Annotated in this window: 8 protein-coding genes; 3 read left to right on the top strand and 5 right to left on the bottom strand. The window is 60.1% G+C overall.

Annotated features, from left to right (window positions below; translation table 11 throughout):
• Window positions 1-78: 78 nt before the first annotated feature.
• Window positions 79-1,089, top strand: coding sequence for a helix-turn-helix domain-containing protein (locus MUU56_RS21140; protein WP_244769259.1), 1,011 nt, complete (start codon window positions 79-81; stop codon window positions 1,087-1,089).
• Window positions 1,090-1,821: 732 nt separating this feature from the next.
• Here MUU56_RS21140 and MUU56_RS21145 read toward each other — a convergent pair.
• Genes MUU56_RS21145 through hsdR form a run of 5 tightly spaced genes read right to left on the bottom strand, consistent with a single transcriptional unit; the run spans window position 1,822 to window position 10,328 of the window.
• Entirely contained in the window at window positions 1,822-3,309 is a 1,488-nt protein-coding gene (locus tag MUU56_RS21145; RefSeq protein WP_244769260.1) for a hypothetical protein, read from the bottom strand.
• A gap of 20 nt (window positions 3,310-3,329) precedes the next feature.
• Window positions 3,330-5,711 carry a restriction endonuclease subunit S gene (locus tag MUU56_RS21150; RefSeq protein ID WP_244769261.1) on the bottom strand — a complete coding sequence of 794 codons (2,382 nt, stop codon included), beginning with the start codon at window positions 5,709-5,711 and terminating at the stop codon, window positions 3,330-3,332.
• Window positions 5,711-7,162, bottom strand: coding sequence for a type I restriction-modification system subunit M (locus tag MUU56_RS21155; RefSeq protein ID WP_244769262.1), 1,452 nt, complete (start codon window positions 7,160-7,162; stop codon window positions 5,711-5,713). The genes MUU56_RS21150 and MUU56_RS21155 overlap by 1 nt, the downstream gene beginning before the upstream one ends.
• Window positions 7,159-7,896 (bottom strand): hypothetical protein, encoded by a 738-nt coding sequence (locus MUU56_RS21160; RefSeq protein ID WP_244769263.1) that lies wholly within the window; start codon window positions 7,894-7,896, stop codon window positions 7,159-7,161. Before MUU56_RS21160 ends, MUU56_RS21155 begins: the two co-directional genes overlap by 4 nt.
• Window positions 7,896-10,328 (bottom strand): EcoAI/FtnUII family type I restriction enzme subunit R, encoded by a 2,433-nt coding sequence (hsdR, locus tag MUU56_RS21165; RefSeq protein WP_244769264.1) that lies wholly within the window; start codon window positions 10,326-10,328, stop codon window positions 7,896-7,898. The genes MUU56_RS21160 and hsdR overlap by 1 nt, the downstream gene beginning before the upstream one ends.
• 757 nt (window positions 10,329-11,085) lie before the next feature.
• On the opposite strand from hsdR, the gene MUU56_RS21170 reads away from it, so the two are divergent.
• Together MUU56_RS21170 and MUU56_RS21175 are read left to right on the top strand one after the other, a co-directional pair.
• Window positions 11,086-11,280, top strand: a complete 195-nt coding sequence (locus MUU56_RS21170; protein ID WP_244769265.1) for a helix-turn-helix transcriptional regulator — start codon at window positions 11,086-11,088, stop codon at window positions 11,278-11,280.
• Complete coding sequence (locus MUU56_RS21175) at window positions 11,277-13,865, top strand: hypothetical protein (protein ID WP_244769266.1); 2,589 nt, start codon at window positions 11,277-11,279, stop codon at window positions 13,863-13,865. The genes MUU56_RS21170 and MUU56_RS21175 overlap by 4 nt, the downstream gene beginning before the upstream one ends.
• Window positions 13,866-14,140: the final 275 nt, after the last annotated feature.

The following is a 14,140-nucleotide window of genomic DNA, read 5'->3' on the forward strand; positions in this document are numbered from 1 at the left end:
CTCGATCGTGTTTGAGGTCGCCCTTGATCGCGATCGGGATCATGATGCCGGCCAACGCCAACCGATCCGTGCTGCCCCGTGCTCTTCGTTCCCCTGCCTTTCGTCGTCGCCCTCCTGCTGCTCCTGCGTTTCGTCGCGCTCCTGCGCCAGCAGGAAGGCGGCAACCGGCCGTTCCTCGCCTTGATCGGGCTCTGCATCCTGCAATCGATCGCCGTCGGCCTGCGCTGGGGCTACGACGTGACGGCAGTGCGTTATGTCCTGCCCGTGCTGGCGGGCGGCCTGCCGCCGCTGGTGCTGGCGAGCTTCCAGAGCCTCATGCATCGCGACCGGGCGGATCTTCCCTGGCTGAATGCCGCGCCGCCGGTGGCGATCCTCGCCCTTCTGGTGCTGGCGCCCGATCTCATCGACGGTGCGCTCGTCGTCATCTTCGTCGGCTACGCCGTCATCCTCCTGCGGCTCGCCAATGCCGGCCCCGATGGGCTGGACGAGGCCCGGCTCGACGGCGCCGCGGGCGCGCACAAGGCGCTGCTCATCGCCGCCGGCTCGCTCTGCCTCTCGGCGTCCCTCGACATCGCCATCGCGCTGGATTTCGAGTGGAGCCGGGGCGAGAACGTGCCGATGATCGTCAGCAACGCCAACCTGCTCAGCCTCTTTCTGGCCGGCCTCACCGCGGCGGTCGCCGCGCGCGCCCGCGCCGTGCCTGCCCCGCCGGAGGAGGGCGACCGGGATGATTCGATGGCGGAACGGGATCGCGACGTGCTGGAGCGGGTCGACCGGCTCCTTGTCGACCAGAAGCTCTTCCGCGACGAAAACCTGACGCTCGCGCGCCTCGCCCGGCGGGCAGGCGTGCCGGCCCGGCAGATTTCCGGCGCGATCAACCGCCTGACCGGCAGGAACGTCTCGCAATATATCAATGATTTCCGCATCGCGGAGGCCTGCCGGCTGCTGCGCGACACCGACATGTCCGTGACCTCGGCCATGCTTGAATCCGGCTTCCAGACCAAATCGAACTTCAACCGCGAATTCCGCCGGGTCACCGCCATGAGCCCCGCAACTTGGCGCGCCGAAAACCGCCCGCCCCCGTCTTGAGTGGGAATCCCTGCCGCAGAAACACAAAAGCCCCGGCGAACCGAGGCTTACGACGTTTTGGAAGAATGGAGCGGGTGAAGCGATTCGAACGCTCGACCCCAACCTTGGCAAGCAAATAATTGCACTGTCAAAGTATTGAAACGGAGTATCGCAGATTTCATTCCAGTATGCAAGAGGGAACATTCTTCCGGTGTTCGCTGGATTGGCGGCGTGTGAACGGAACGATACTGAGACGAACTGGCGTGAACTGCCATGGAATTAAGAGGGAGTGGCCGCGCAGTAACCGTAATACCTATATTGGCAGTCACCTTCGCCTTGAAGTGGCCGCTTATCCAGTAGGTACGGAGACTGCTTTGCACCCCCTTTGCGGTCATTCCGAACTGAGGCTCAATCTCCCAGAAGCGGGCTTTGCAATGAGGTCTCTGGTATCGATCACCGAATGCCCCCTTGCGACGATAGCTTGGAACTCGTCCCACATACGCATATGACGACCCGAGTCTCTGCGGAGAGCTTCTGGTACTTCATCTCCATGACGAAACGCTGCCGAACTTTGAACCTAGCGGCCTCGCTAGAAATAGCGGGGCCGCATTCGGGACACGTCCTCATCGCGGATATTCGAAAGGATTGGAACGCGTCCTGAAAGCGGACATCCCGGCTATACTCCCCAGCACTACCTGCGCCGGTCAGTGCCGAGGGCCAGCGTCGTGAAGGCTTCTGAGCCGGCACAAGTCCCTATTGGTCCACCCCGCGCACCATCATCAGAAGCCTTTCAAACTCGGCATTATCGCTGGCACCTTTCCAGAAATTGATAAATCGGCAAACAACCTGAATGTTGTCGATCTCGTAATGTCGACTGCTATCAATCCGGTCCGCTGAGGGAAGCAGGTTAGGGTCGGCGTCCGATCCGTGTGCGTGCATTGTAAGGCCGGTCAAGTTGCACTTGCCCTGCTGAAGCTCCAGCCTCGACCTGATAAGTTCATCAAGTTTAGAAGCGTCCATCAGCAATTGCTTGTCCTTTACTACACGCTCGACAATCTGTCCGTTGGAGTTGCGCACGGTGTTAAGGATCGACATTCTCATCTCGATGATAGAGCGCTCCCATCCCCCGACAATCCTTCCATCGCTGCTTCGATTCGCAGGGTTGGAAATTACGCCTTCCGCTTCGAGCTTCATTAGCGTCGTGAAAATCCAGCAGAAGGAATGAGCATCGACAAGGCGAATGTTATTCAGGCCGATGGACGCTTCGATCAGCGGACGCAATGCGGCGAGGGTCTGATTGTAGGTCGAATAATTCTTCCAACTACATTGGCGCAGTGTAGAGAAATCGATGCCTAGCGCACGAAAGGCGCGGTCGAAGCCGGTCGGCTGGATCGGCATGAACCGATCCATGTCCTTTAGGAAATAGAAATACGCAAGGAGCGGATACTTGCCGCCGGTTAACTCGCTCAAACGATCGAACGTTGAGCCCTCATCGGCGCCGCCGTGAAAGAGGCCAAACAGAAACCCCTCAAGTTCGCGACGCAGCTTGGGGTTCGACGCAGCCTCCAGCAAAGCTCGGTGATCCCGGTTGGCATGGCCGTAACGGTTCTGCCAGAACACGAGGTTGTTGGTGAGGTTACTCCGGCTGTCCTGAATTTCGATAGCTTCGATCATTCGGTTCAGGATCGTTCCCGAACCAATTTCGGCTTCCGACCAGTCGTGGATGCGAAGCAGGCCAAGCGCATGGTCGCGTAGACGCGGCTTATAGTTCTCCCAGGCGGCGGCAAGCCCTTCGTGGAAGCTGTTGAAGGCATGGCCGGACCTTGCCGTGATGAGCGCCTGGAAGCGCGCGAAGGCTTCGCGGAAAGCGCGCGGATCAATGGCGGCAGCGCCGGTGATGGCGCGGGGCGCGCTACCGGGATCGGCATACCAGCCCAGAAACCTGTTCAGCGCGCCGGGACTATCGACTTCGACGCGCAGCGTTGTCGGCGCGCGAAGCGGCAGAAGTGGCCCGTTGATGTTCGAATTGCCATTCGAAGCGTTGTCCATCAGGCGTACGCCGTCGAGGGGCGGCGGTGGCGGCGGCTGGAACCAGATGCGCGTCTCGGTGGCCTCGCGATGAATAGCGAGAACCTTGCCTGCTGGCGTCTTGAACCCGACCACATAGTCGGTGGGCGGCTTGGCCGGTTCGCCAAACTTTGACTTGAGTATCGCTTCCGCTTGGGAGACGTTGAGCGCCATTCCAGAATCTCCCAACTGGCTTAGTTGAACAGGTCTTTCTGAAGCGGGCCATGAACGAATTTGCCCGTACCTTTAGGAACTATCCCCTCCAGCCTAAGCTTGGCGAGGGCGGAAAAAAAATCGCGAGCTGGCAACTTTAGCTTGTCAGGGTGCCAGCCGTCGCGCGCTGCCCATACGATCTCTGTGTCAGTCGGGGCCTGGCCTTCAATCAGCAGATTGTTCCAAGCGGAATAGACTGTCGCAAATATCTCTGCCTGCCTCGTGTCCATCGGAACAAAAAGGTCAATAAGTCTGGTGGCAATCGCCCGCGCGGATGGTTCAGGACCATGCTCCGTCGCCAGCGACTTATCAAAATCGGAGAGCTGTCGAAGCACATAGCCAGCGCCGTTGTTTTCGAATACGAAGCGTTCATGTTCGCGGGCCCACTGCTCTACGGCAAGCATATGTTTGAAGTCATTCGGGCCAGCAGCATCGCGCATTGGTGCGCGGCCAAGATCGAACCCCGCCTCTGCTTCCACGAGATGGAGAATCTTCTGGGCTTTGACATGCCCGAACGTTCGTTCCCTCCGGGCAAAGCGGTGACGTACATACGCAAGCGACAGGATATAGGCTGACCTCTCTGCGAAAATGACCTTCTCCGGGTCATCATCAGCCGAGGCGACGGTTTGTCGGTCGCTGACGTCGGAAGGTCTCGCATCAGTCGGTGCCAGCGCCTCGGCGAGCAGCGCATCAAGCAAGCGGCGGTGGGTGGCGGCGGTGGCGGTGAGGCTAGCCTCCAGCCGGTCGCACAGCGCCATCAGCGCATCGACCTTGGTGACAATGCGATGCTGCTCGGCGAGCGGCGGGAGGGGAATAAGAACCTGCGTCAGAATTTCGAGGTTGATGTTCTTCTGTGCCGTCGCTGGCGCGAACTCCAGAAGGTTCGCTTTTGCGGTTCGAACGAAATATTCAAAATACCTCGCGTTCTCGAACATGGACGCTGGAATGAACCCGACTACGCTATCAGGGAAACAAGCGTCGAAGCTCAATATCCCGCTATCCGCAATGTTCGCGGCAATCGTGATGCAAAGCGTACCCTTCGGCCATTTGAAACTCTGGGATAGCCCGAAGTCGTTATACTTGTTCGTATAGGTCTCTATGACACCTTGTGATCGGGCAACATCGCCTGTCTGAATCATCAGGTGTTCACCGCCGTTAAACAGCGCGGGATCATTACGCGGTCGGTGTTTCGATTTACCTCGGCCAAACGTGCCAACCTCGGGAAAGCGGCCCCACGTCCATCCAGAGGGCAGTTCAAATGGCGCCTGTTCAAGGTCGATTTTCGGCAATGAGTCTTGCCGCCTTGCCTTCCCTTCCTTTACTCCCTGCGCCTTCTCCGTCGCGATCCGCTTCAGCAGGTCCGACGCCGGTTCGTCATTTGCGTCCTGCGGCACGAGTTTGCCGCGCACAGCGAGGTTGAGGATGGTCTGGCGCAGAGCCTTGATTTGGTCGGGGCGCGTGGTGACGGCGGTGAGCGCTTGGAGGGCGAAGCGGGCGTCGGCCTGAAAGGTTTCGGGATCGGGCGCGTTGAGGCGGGCGAGGCTCGCCGCCGCCAGCCGGTCGCGCACCGCCTCGCGGCGCGCCCGCGCCGCCTCCAGCCTGTCGCACAGGCCCATCAATTCATCGACCTTGGCGACGATGCGGTGCTGCTCGGCGAGCGGTGGGAGGGGAACAACCTGATTGATTGCCATCTGCGCGGTTAGCTCAACCTGGTTTGTTGAACCGGCAGCGCGATCTTCTATCAGCGAATAAACGTGATCAGATCGAAGCCAAGTGCGAATGTATTCGGGATCGACTTCCAAGCACCGAACAACCGTGACGTGGCTATCGCAAACGAGCTTCGCGGGTGGATTGACAAGACGGATGACGCGTCCGATCGTCCCCGTTCCCGTCGAGTTCCACAACAGATCACCATCGCGGAGGAAGCGTACATCCTCGTAATCGGCCAATGATTCAGATGTGATTTGCTTCGCCACCGCCAGATCAAGCCCGCGCCACTGAACGCACTTCTGCGAGACAACGAGGGAGCCGTCCGACGCCGCATACTTGGGCGACCTTCCCCGCTGAATGTAAGAAGTGACGACGCCAAGCCGCGTCCACTGCCAGGTCGGCGGCACATCGAAATCCGCCTCTTCATCCACGGGTGGAAGCGGCTTGTCTTTCCTAATCTCCCCCGCCTTCACCAGCCGCGCCTTCTCCTTCGCGATCTGCGTCAGCAGCTCCGACGTCGGTTCGTCGCCCGCGTCCTGCGGCACGAGCTTGCCGCGCACGGCCAGATCGAGAATGAAGCGGCGCAGGCGGGCAATCGCGTCGGGCGCGTCGGCGATTTTCTCGTAATGTGCCAGCAGGTGTTCGGTGTTCATCAGGCCAGTGCCTCAGCCAGGATCGCCTTCAACTGGTCGCGATAGCCTGCCGTCTCGGCCTCGGCGCGGGCAAGGTCGGCCAGCAGCGTTTCCGGGTCGCCGTGATCGTCTGCAACGCTGTGCGGATTCTTGATGTCGAGATTGTAGCCGCGCGCCTTCACCTCCTCGATGGTGACGCGCCACGCCTGCGGGGTCTCCTCGCGGCCCTTGCGCTCCTTGCCGCCCCACCAGTCGATGCAGCCCTGGAAATGCTCCAGCCGGATCGGCTTGGTCATGGAATAGGCTTTCTGGCCCTCGGGCACGCGATGCTCATAGAACCAGATGTCCTTGGTCGGCGCGCCCTTCTCGAAGAAAAGCAGGTTGGTGCCGATCGAGGCATAGGGCTTGAACACGGAATTGGGCAGGCGAACGACGGTGTGGAGGTTGCACTCCTCCATCAAATGTTCCTTGAGCCGCGTTTTGATGCCTTCGCCGAACAGCGTGCCGTCCGGCAACACCACGGCGGCGCGCCCATCGGTTTTGAGCAGGCGAACGATCAGCGCCAGGAACAGGTCGGCGGTTTCCTTGGTGCGGAAGGTCGGGAAATTGTTCTCGATGCCATCTTCCTCCTTACCACCGAAGGGTGGATTGGTGACGACGATATCGACGCGCTCATCCTTGCTCCATGAAATCAGCGGCCGGGCCAGCGTATTGTCGTGGCGCACGAAGCTCGGGTCCTCGATGCCGTGCAGCAGCATGTTGGTGACGCACAGCATGTGGGGAAGCTGCTTCTTCTCCACGGCGCGCAGAGCGCCCTGCATCGACTCGCGTTGTTTCGGCGTGCGGACGTAGTTCGCCTCCATGTGATTGATTGCGCAGGACAGAAAGCCGCCCGTGCCGCAGGCGGGATCGAACAGGATTTCGCCCGGATGCGGATCGATGCGATCGACCATAAAGGCGGTCACGGCGCGCGGCGTATAGAACTCGCCCGCGTTGCCGGCCGACTGCAGACTGTTGAGCAGTTGCTCATAGAACTCACCGAAGTGCCGGCGTTCGTCGAGGTTATTGAAGTCGATTTCGTCGATCTTGTTGATGACTTGGCGGATCAGGTGCCCTGACTTCATGTAGTTGAAGGCGTCCTCGAATAGGTCGCGCACCACACGGCGGCGGTCGCCTGGTTGCCCGGTCAGCTGAAGGCTTTTCAGTGCAGGAAACAACTCCCCGTTTACGAAGGCCAATAGCGCGTCGCCAGTCATGCCTTCGGGGTCCGCTGCCCAACTCCGCCACTGGAATTTCTCCGGAATCGGCGAGCGATAGCCGCTCCTCGTCAGTTCAAGTTCCTGATCCTGATCGTCGATGATCTTGAGGAAAAACATCCAGCACAACTGGCTGATGCGCTGCGCATCGCCATCGACCCCAGAATCCTGGCGCATGATGTCCTGAATGGATTTTACGGTTGTTCGGACGATCATGATTTTGGACCTGCTTCAAGATTTCCATTCCGCCAAAGCCTAAAACTGACCGCGCCTAGGAGGTCGTCACGGGCATGGTTGAAGGCTACTTTGGTGGAGTACGAGGCGAGGAGACGTTCGCTCAGGTACGTTTGCGTGAATAAGGACGCGACGCATCCATGCACAGAGTGGAATGGCGCAATAAATTCGGACGCGCACGGCGATGCCGAAAATACCTTGCCAAACTCCGCTTTCCCTGTTTGACAACCTAGGCTGATGAATTCCTTCGCCTTTGGGTTAGGAGCACTAAAGATTTCAGCCAACCGCGCGGGTGCAACATTGTCATTGCCGAACAAGAAGCCCCCCGGGTCACCGTGTCCAACGAGCACTACCTGTTCGCACATGCCGTGAAGTGTTCCCCACAAAGTCATAAGTTCCGCTTCGGTGCGGAGTTCGATAAGGCGAACCGAATCTCCCGGTAGCAGCATCCTGCAATAGTGCAGCACGGATTTGGCAAGCGGGTCCAAAAGTCCGTCTTCGTTGAAGTCGCCAATCCGGACTATCAAAACGCCGAAGCTTGTAGCGACCTTCGAGGTAGCGATCAGCTCGGAGAGCCCGCCACCCGGTTGGTCGACTTGAACCGATCGATTCGTCCTAGCTCGAACAGTCGTGCGATAGAACGGCGAGATATCGTCATCTTTCAGCCCGAGCAGCGAACGCCGCACATAGACATCGTCGCCGATTTGCAGCGGCATCAGGCGGTCTCCTGATAGAGCTCATCCTGCATCTCGTGGACGGCTTTTTCGAAACCCGCCTTGCCGCCGAACGCCTTGATGAGTTGCACGACGCTGCCCATCGCAGTGAAGGGCGTCACTTTTAGCACGTTGGCGTCGTCGAGGTTGAGCACGCCCTCGTCGAGGTATTTCTCCAGAAGCGCATCGAGCACGGCACGGGCCTGCGGCCCATATTTGGTGAACACGTCACGCTTCCTGACGTTCTCGGCCCGCTCGCGGCGGGTAAGCGGCTTCTTGTCGAAGGCGACGTGGCAGATCAGATCGAAGGGATCGAGATTCTTGCCGAGTTCGTCCGCCACGGCGTCGAGCGCCAGGCCCTCGGCCTCCAGCTCCTCGATGATCGCCTGCTTGCGCTCGGCCGATTTCCAGCGCTTCAAGAAGTCGTCGAGACTGGCGAAGCGCTTCCTCAGCGCCGTCTTGGTGAAATCCCGCAGGCTTTCGGTGACGAGCTTGCCGTTCTCGTCGAGATATTCGACGCGCTCGGCCAGGATACGGGCACCGACGCCATCGACATAAATCTTTCGGATCGGCCCGCCCGTCGGCAAAGGCAGGCCCGGCTGATCGACAATAGTTTCGCCTGGTGGCGGCTCGAACGTCGCTTGCTCGTCCTCCTCGAAACCATCGGGCGGCGTGACTGGATCGTCTTCGGCGGGTTCGTAAACCTGCACGGGATCACCGTCGAAATCCGGGTCGGCGAAATGGCTGGTCGCGCCGCGAAAGTCGATCAACGTGAAGTAGAATTTCTTGCTGTCCTCGTGAACGCGGGTGCCGCGCCCGACGATCTGCTTGAATTCGGTCATCGAGCCCACCGCGCGGTCGAGCACGATCAGCCGGCAGGTCTGCGCATCGACGCCTGTTGAAAGGAGGCGCGAGGTCGTCACCAGCACGGGATATTTCGATTCCGGGTCGATGAAGTTGCCGAGTTGGTCCTGGCCTTCCTTGTCGCTGCCGGTGATGCGCATGACGTAACGCTGGTTTTCGGCGACCAGATCGGCGTTTTCGTTGACGAGCGCGTGCCGCATCCGAGCGGCGTGTTCCTCATCGACGCAGAACACGATGGTTTTCTGGAAGCGGTCGCCACTTTCCTTCAGGAACTCGGTGATCTTCTTCGCGGTGAGCACCGTGCGGTCGTCGAGCACGAGGTTCCGGTCGAAGTCCTTGGCGTTGTAGATGCGGTCCTCGACCTCGTTGCCGTCGCGGTCGAGCTGGCCGAGTTCCGGCCGATAGCCTTCTACGTCGCGGTCGATGTGAACCTTCACCACCTTATAGGGCGCAAGGAAGCCGTCGCTGATCCCCTGCTTCAGCGAATAGGTGAAAACCGGCTCGCCGAAATAGTCGGTGTTGGAGACGTATTCGGTTTCCTTCGGCGTGGCGGTGAGGCCGATCTGCGTGGCGCGGGAAAAATGCGTGAGGATTTCACGCCAGGCGGAATCCTCGGCAGCACTGCCGCGATGGCACTCATCGATGACGATCAGGTCGAAGAAGCCGGGCGAGAACTCCTTGTAGAGCTTCTGCCGTTCCTCCGGGCCGGTGATCGCCTGATAGAGCCCGAGATAAACCTCGAAGGCAGTGTCGATGCGCCGCTTTTGATCGAGTGCTAGGGTTAGGTCAACCTTGCTGCCGTCCTGCCGCTCGATGGTCTTGGCGTTGGTCGAAAGTTTCGCCATAGCCGCACCGAACGGGCGGAAATCGTTGATCATTGTCTGGTCGATCAGCACGTTTCGATCGGCGAGGAACAGGATGCGCTTCTTACGGCCCGCCTTCCACAGCCGCCAGATGATCTGGAACGCTGTGTAAGTCTTGCCGGTGCCGGTCGCCATCACCAACAGCACGCGGTCGCGGCCCTTGGCGATGGCCTCGATTGCGGCATTGACGGCGTTCACCTGATAATAGCGCGGGGTCTTGCCGCTGCCGTCGTCGAAATAGTCCTCAAGCACCATCTGCTCGGCTTGCGCGTCGAGGCCCTTCCAGGCGCGATAGCGCGTCCATAGATCGACAGGCGACGGGAAGGCGTCGAGGCCGAGGTTTGTTTCGATCGGAACACTGCGCCCGGTGCGGTCGTGGAATACGAAGCCGTCGCCGTTCGAGGAAAACACAAAGGGGATGTTGAGCGTTGCCGCGTAGTCGAGGCCCTGCTGGATGCCGTGGCCAACCGAATGATTGTTGTCCTTGGCCTCGATCAGCGCGACCGGGATATTCGGCTTGTAATAGAGAACGAAGTCGGCCTTCTTGGCCTTACCGCGCGTCACCAGCTTGCCGCGCACAATGATCCGGCCCTTGGTGAAAAAGACCTCCTCCCGAACCTGCACCATTTCATCCCAGCCGGCGCGCTTGATGGCCGGCAGGATGAACTTCGTGCAGATGTCGCGTTCGGTTAGTGCTCGCTTGTCCATACTTCCCCCACCGGACTTATCGCAATAACCAGGTGGTTTCGCAAGAATGGGTCAAGCCACCGCCGATTTAGTCTCCGTTTTTTGCCGTCTGTTGAGTGAAGGCCTTTGGACGGAGATCGAACGATCGACAGCTGTCCGCTCGGTGTCAACCAAAAGCTGCCTTTACGGTTCCGGCCTCATAGCCGTCCCAAGTTCTGTGCCTCCGTGCCCGCCATGCATCACGAACGCCCGTGCCCCAGTTTTTCGTGGGGGCGCAGCTACGCGGACGCGCGACCGTTTTGCGTGCCCGGATGCCTCCCCATGCGCTGCTGTACGCTCATGCCTCTGCCTTTCACAGTAGGCGCAGCTACATGCATGGGCGTCTGATGGACAGACACCTTGCTTGGCCCCGCGCGATACTGGACTGCTCTCACGGCAGTTCAGACTGACCACAAACCGTGAACAAGAAAAATATGGACGCTCAGTTGTGAAAAGACTAGCCTAAGGGGGCAACTAACCCAAGTGGTGCACCGCGCGCAGTCAAGCTGCCTTTGTAACCGCGGTCCTCCAGACTATACGGCTGATGCGCAAGTTGGCTAAGCCGAAATATTCTGTTGAGGGGGCGCACTGTGCTGCGTGGCTGACCTTGATAGGCCACATCAAAGACCTCTCGGACCGTAAGGCTGGCGGTTGCATTTTCACCCCAATTGATAACGGGGCGGAGATGCACTGCGCGACCTAAGGTTCCGTGGCTCTCTCCGCTCCAAGGAGAGAGAAAATGGAAAAATCTCCCGAGAAGTGTGTTAACATCAAAAACGCGGCTGAGATGGTCGGTGCCAAAGAATGGCACATTCGCCGCGCTGTTAAAGCCGGCCTCATCCCTCACTACCAGCCGTACAACAGCCGCCGCCTCGTAAAGCTGTCCGAGGTGGTGGCGTACATCGACTCCTGCCGTAAGGGAGGCGTCGAATGAACTTCTCCCTTATTGCCTTCATCGTCGCTCTTTGGGGTGCCCGCTTCGCGGGTGCCCTCAAAATCTGGAGCAAGACGACCAAGAAGACCCTTTCCTACACGGCCGATGACATCGACCGGCTTGGTGAGGATGTCGCACGAAAGCGGCATGCCGAGGATCTCTATGTCGGGCTGAGCACGCAGCCCCACGATCTCGATTCCAGTGCCCGTGGATCCAACGATACGGCGATCACGCTTCCCGGCATCGTCGCCGACATCGATTTCGCATCGGCAAAGAACAGCGAAAAGAAGTATCCTCCGGACGCGGAGACCGCTCTGGCGTTGATCAACACGTTCCCGGAGAAGCCGTTCTTCATTCAACATAGCGGCAACGGCCTCCATGTCGTCTACGCCTTCGACAAGGTGTTCGTGATCGGCAACCGGGAGGATCGTCGTAGGGCGCAAGCGATCCTGAGACAGTTCGGCCGGCGGTTGATGGACCATTTCAAGGCGGCAGGCTACGAGATCGATAACGTGTTCGATCTCGCGAGGGTTTTCCGCGTTCCGATGTCGTTCAACCACAAGTCAGGCACGCCGAAGCCGGTTGAGGTTATCGCGTTCAACCCGGAAAGCCGTCTTGATCTTGCCGCGCTGGAGCGGGCCGTGCCGCCCGAGGACGCCCCGGCACCGAAGCAGGTCGCCACGCGTCTTGCAGACCACGACATGATCGCCCACGATTGCCCTTGGTATGGCTATTACACGGGCGATGGTGCGGCGGCGGCGGACGAGCCGAACTGGTACGCGACGGCTTCGATCACGGCTCGCTGTAAGGACGGGGAACGGATTTTCCACGACTACAGCGCACGCCATCCCGGCTACGACGGGCGCGAGGCTCGCAAGAAGCTTGAACGTGCCCGGACGGAAGCTGGCCCCCGGACCTGTGAGGCAGTGCATTCGGAACTCGGCAACGAGCAATTCTGTGAGGCTTGCCCGCATCGCGGAACGATCACCTCGCCCGTTCAGCTCGGCTACGGCTATGATCCCGGCCCCTTCGGCCCGAGGCCGCTTGGTTTCACGAAGGAAGGCCATTTCGCTCTGCTCGACCCGGTACGGAAGATCGTCATACTGGCATCGGCACAGCAGCTCCTTGCGGAACAATACCTGCTCGGGTTGGCCGAATCCGGCTTCTGGCGTCAACGGTTTCCGGGGAGGAAACCCGGATCGAGTAATTTCAGGGCTGCCGGTGAAGCCCTCATGAAAGCCTGCCGTCGCGCAGGACCGTTCAATCCCCAGCGCATCCGTGGTCGGGGCATTTGGCTTGAGAACGGCAAGGTTATCGTCAATCTCGGCCAGCCTGTAGAGAGTTCGAAGTTTCTTTACCTCTGCTTTGAAGGCATCGTACTGGATGACGGGCCGAGCTTTGACGCTAAGCGTCTCCGGGACCACCTTAAGCTCTACAATTGGCGAAACCCGCAGGATGCCGGCCTATTGTTTGGCTGGCTTGCGATGGCACCGATTTGCGGCGCGCTGGTGTGGCGACCTCATGCCTTCGTTTATGGGCCGGCCCGCTCGGGCAAGACCACCATCCACACGGTTGCCTCTGTCGTCCTGAGCCCGATTGTAGTGTCGGCCGATGGTCAAAGCACCGAGGCAGGCATCCGCCAGACCCTCGGTCCCGATAGTCTGCCGATCCTGCTGGATGAGTTTGAGAGCGACGACCAGAACGGTTCGACACTGCGCAACATCCTCCGGCTTGCCCGTAGTGCTTCGTCGGCAGATACGCCGGTGCTCAAGGGAACGCCCGAGGGCAAGGCGATGAGCTTCAGCCTGCGGACCACCTTCCTGTTCAGCGCCATCAACCCGCGCGGCATGTCCCCGGCCGACCAGTCGCGCATCTCCATGTTCGAGTTGCTGATGCACGAGAACGACCGGGAAGTGGCAAAGCGCATCGCCGAGGACGAGGCATATTTCCGCACCACCGGCTCGGCATGGTGCTCTCACATGATCGGCCTCGCCCATCTCGTGCAACCGGCCGCCGATGCCGTCGATATTCACCTGAACGGGGATCGCCGGCATCGCCAGAACATGAGCATCCTAATTGGAGCGGGTTTCGTTGCACTGAACGGCAGGGTTCCCACCGACGAGGAAGCGCAGACGCTCGCCTCTGAATACGCCCCTGCAATTGAGCGACACGCCCTTGAAGTCCACCGCGACGACGCGCAGGAATGCCTTGACCACCTCCTGTCCCATGTCGTGGACGGTTATCCCCTCGGGCATTGGCTCGCCAGCCTCCGCGACGAGCAAAGCGGTCGCGGCAACGATTTTGCCAATGCCGAGCGGATCGTTGCGAACTACGGCATGCGGGTAAACGCGGAGGGCGAGGCCGCAGGCTTCTACGTCGCCAACGGCGCACCGGCGATGGAGGAAGTGTTCCGGGGCACGCCGTGGGCGCAGAAAGCATGGGAACGAGCCCTGCGCAAGTTGGAGGACGCTTTCATCCCGCCTAACCCGGTGCAGTTCAAGGTGCTGGGCAAGAAGCGGGCGATAGGAATGCCGCTCTCCTACCTGCCTGCCGAGCCGCTGTCCCTCGGCGCGGGGACCATTTGATGCGGCCGGACGGACGGACACCTACACACTATAGGAGGGGGAGGGTAGGCGCGTGCCTGCTGCACGGCCCCCTATACTGGTGCCCCATGGGCGTCCGTCCGTCCCGCCCGAGGAGCGTCTGGCCGTGGGGTCGGCCGTTGGAATGCTACTGCGACACTTCACCACCAACGGTCCCCGCGACGGCGATTTCAACCCGGATGACCGGGGAATCCGCACCATTTTGAGGCCCCGTCTCGTCGGGGCCTCACCCTCCAAACACATGGCAAGGTTACGTG

Source organism: Shinella yambaruensis (genome assembly GCF_022899355.1).
GTDB classification, from domain to species: domain Bacteria; phylum Pseudomonadota; class Alphaproteobacteria; order Rhizobiales; family Rhizobiaceae; genus Shinella; species Shinella yambaruensis.

Excerpts from the sequence above, each read along its gene's own strand:
- MUU56_RS21160 (WP_244769263.1), bottom strand. The coding sequence starts at position 7,896 with ATGCCGCTGCAAATCGGCGACGATGTCTATGTGCGGCGTTCGCTGCTC.
- hsdR (WP_244769264.1), bottom strand. The coding sequence starts at position 10,328 with ATGGACAAGCGAGCACTAACCGAACGCGACATCTGCACGAAGTTCATC.
- MUU56_RS21175 (WP_244769266.1), top strand. The coding sequence starts at position 11,277 with ATGAACTTCTCCCTTATTGCCTTCATCGTCGCTCTTTGGGGTGCCCGC.
- MUU56_RS21145 (WP_244769260.1), bottom strand. The coding sequence starts at position 3,309 with ATGGCGCTCAACGTCTCCCAAGCGGAAGCGATACTCAAGTCAAAGTTT.
- MUU56_RS21155 (WP_244769262.1), bottom strand. The coding sequence starts at position 7,162 with ATGATCGTCCGAACAACCGTAAAATCCATTCAGGACATCATGCGCCAG.
- MUU56_RS21150 (WP_244769261.1), bottom strand. The coding sequence starts at position 5,711 with ATGAACACCGAACACCTGCTGGCACATTACGAGAAAATCGCCGACGCG.
- MUU56_RS21170 (WP_244769265.1), top strand. The coding sequence starts at position 11,086 with ATGGAAAAATCTCCCGAGAAGTGTGTTAACATCAAAAACGCGGCTGAG.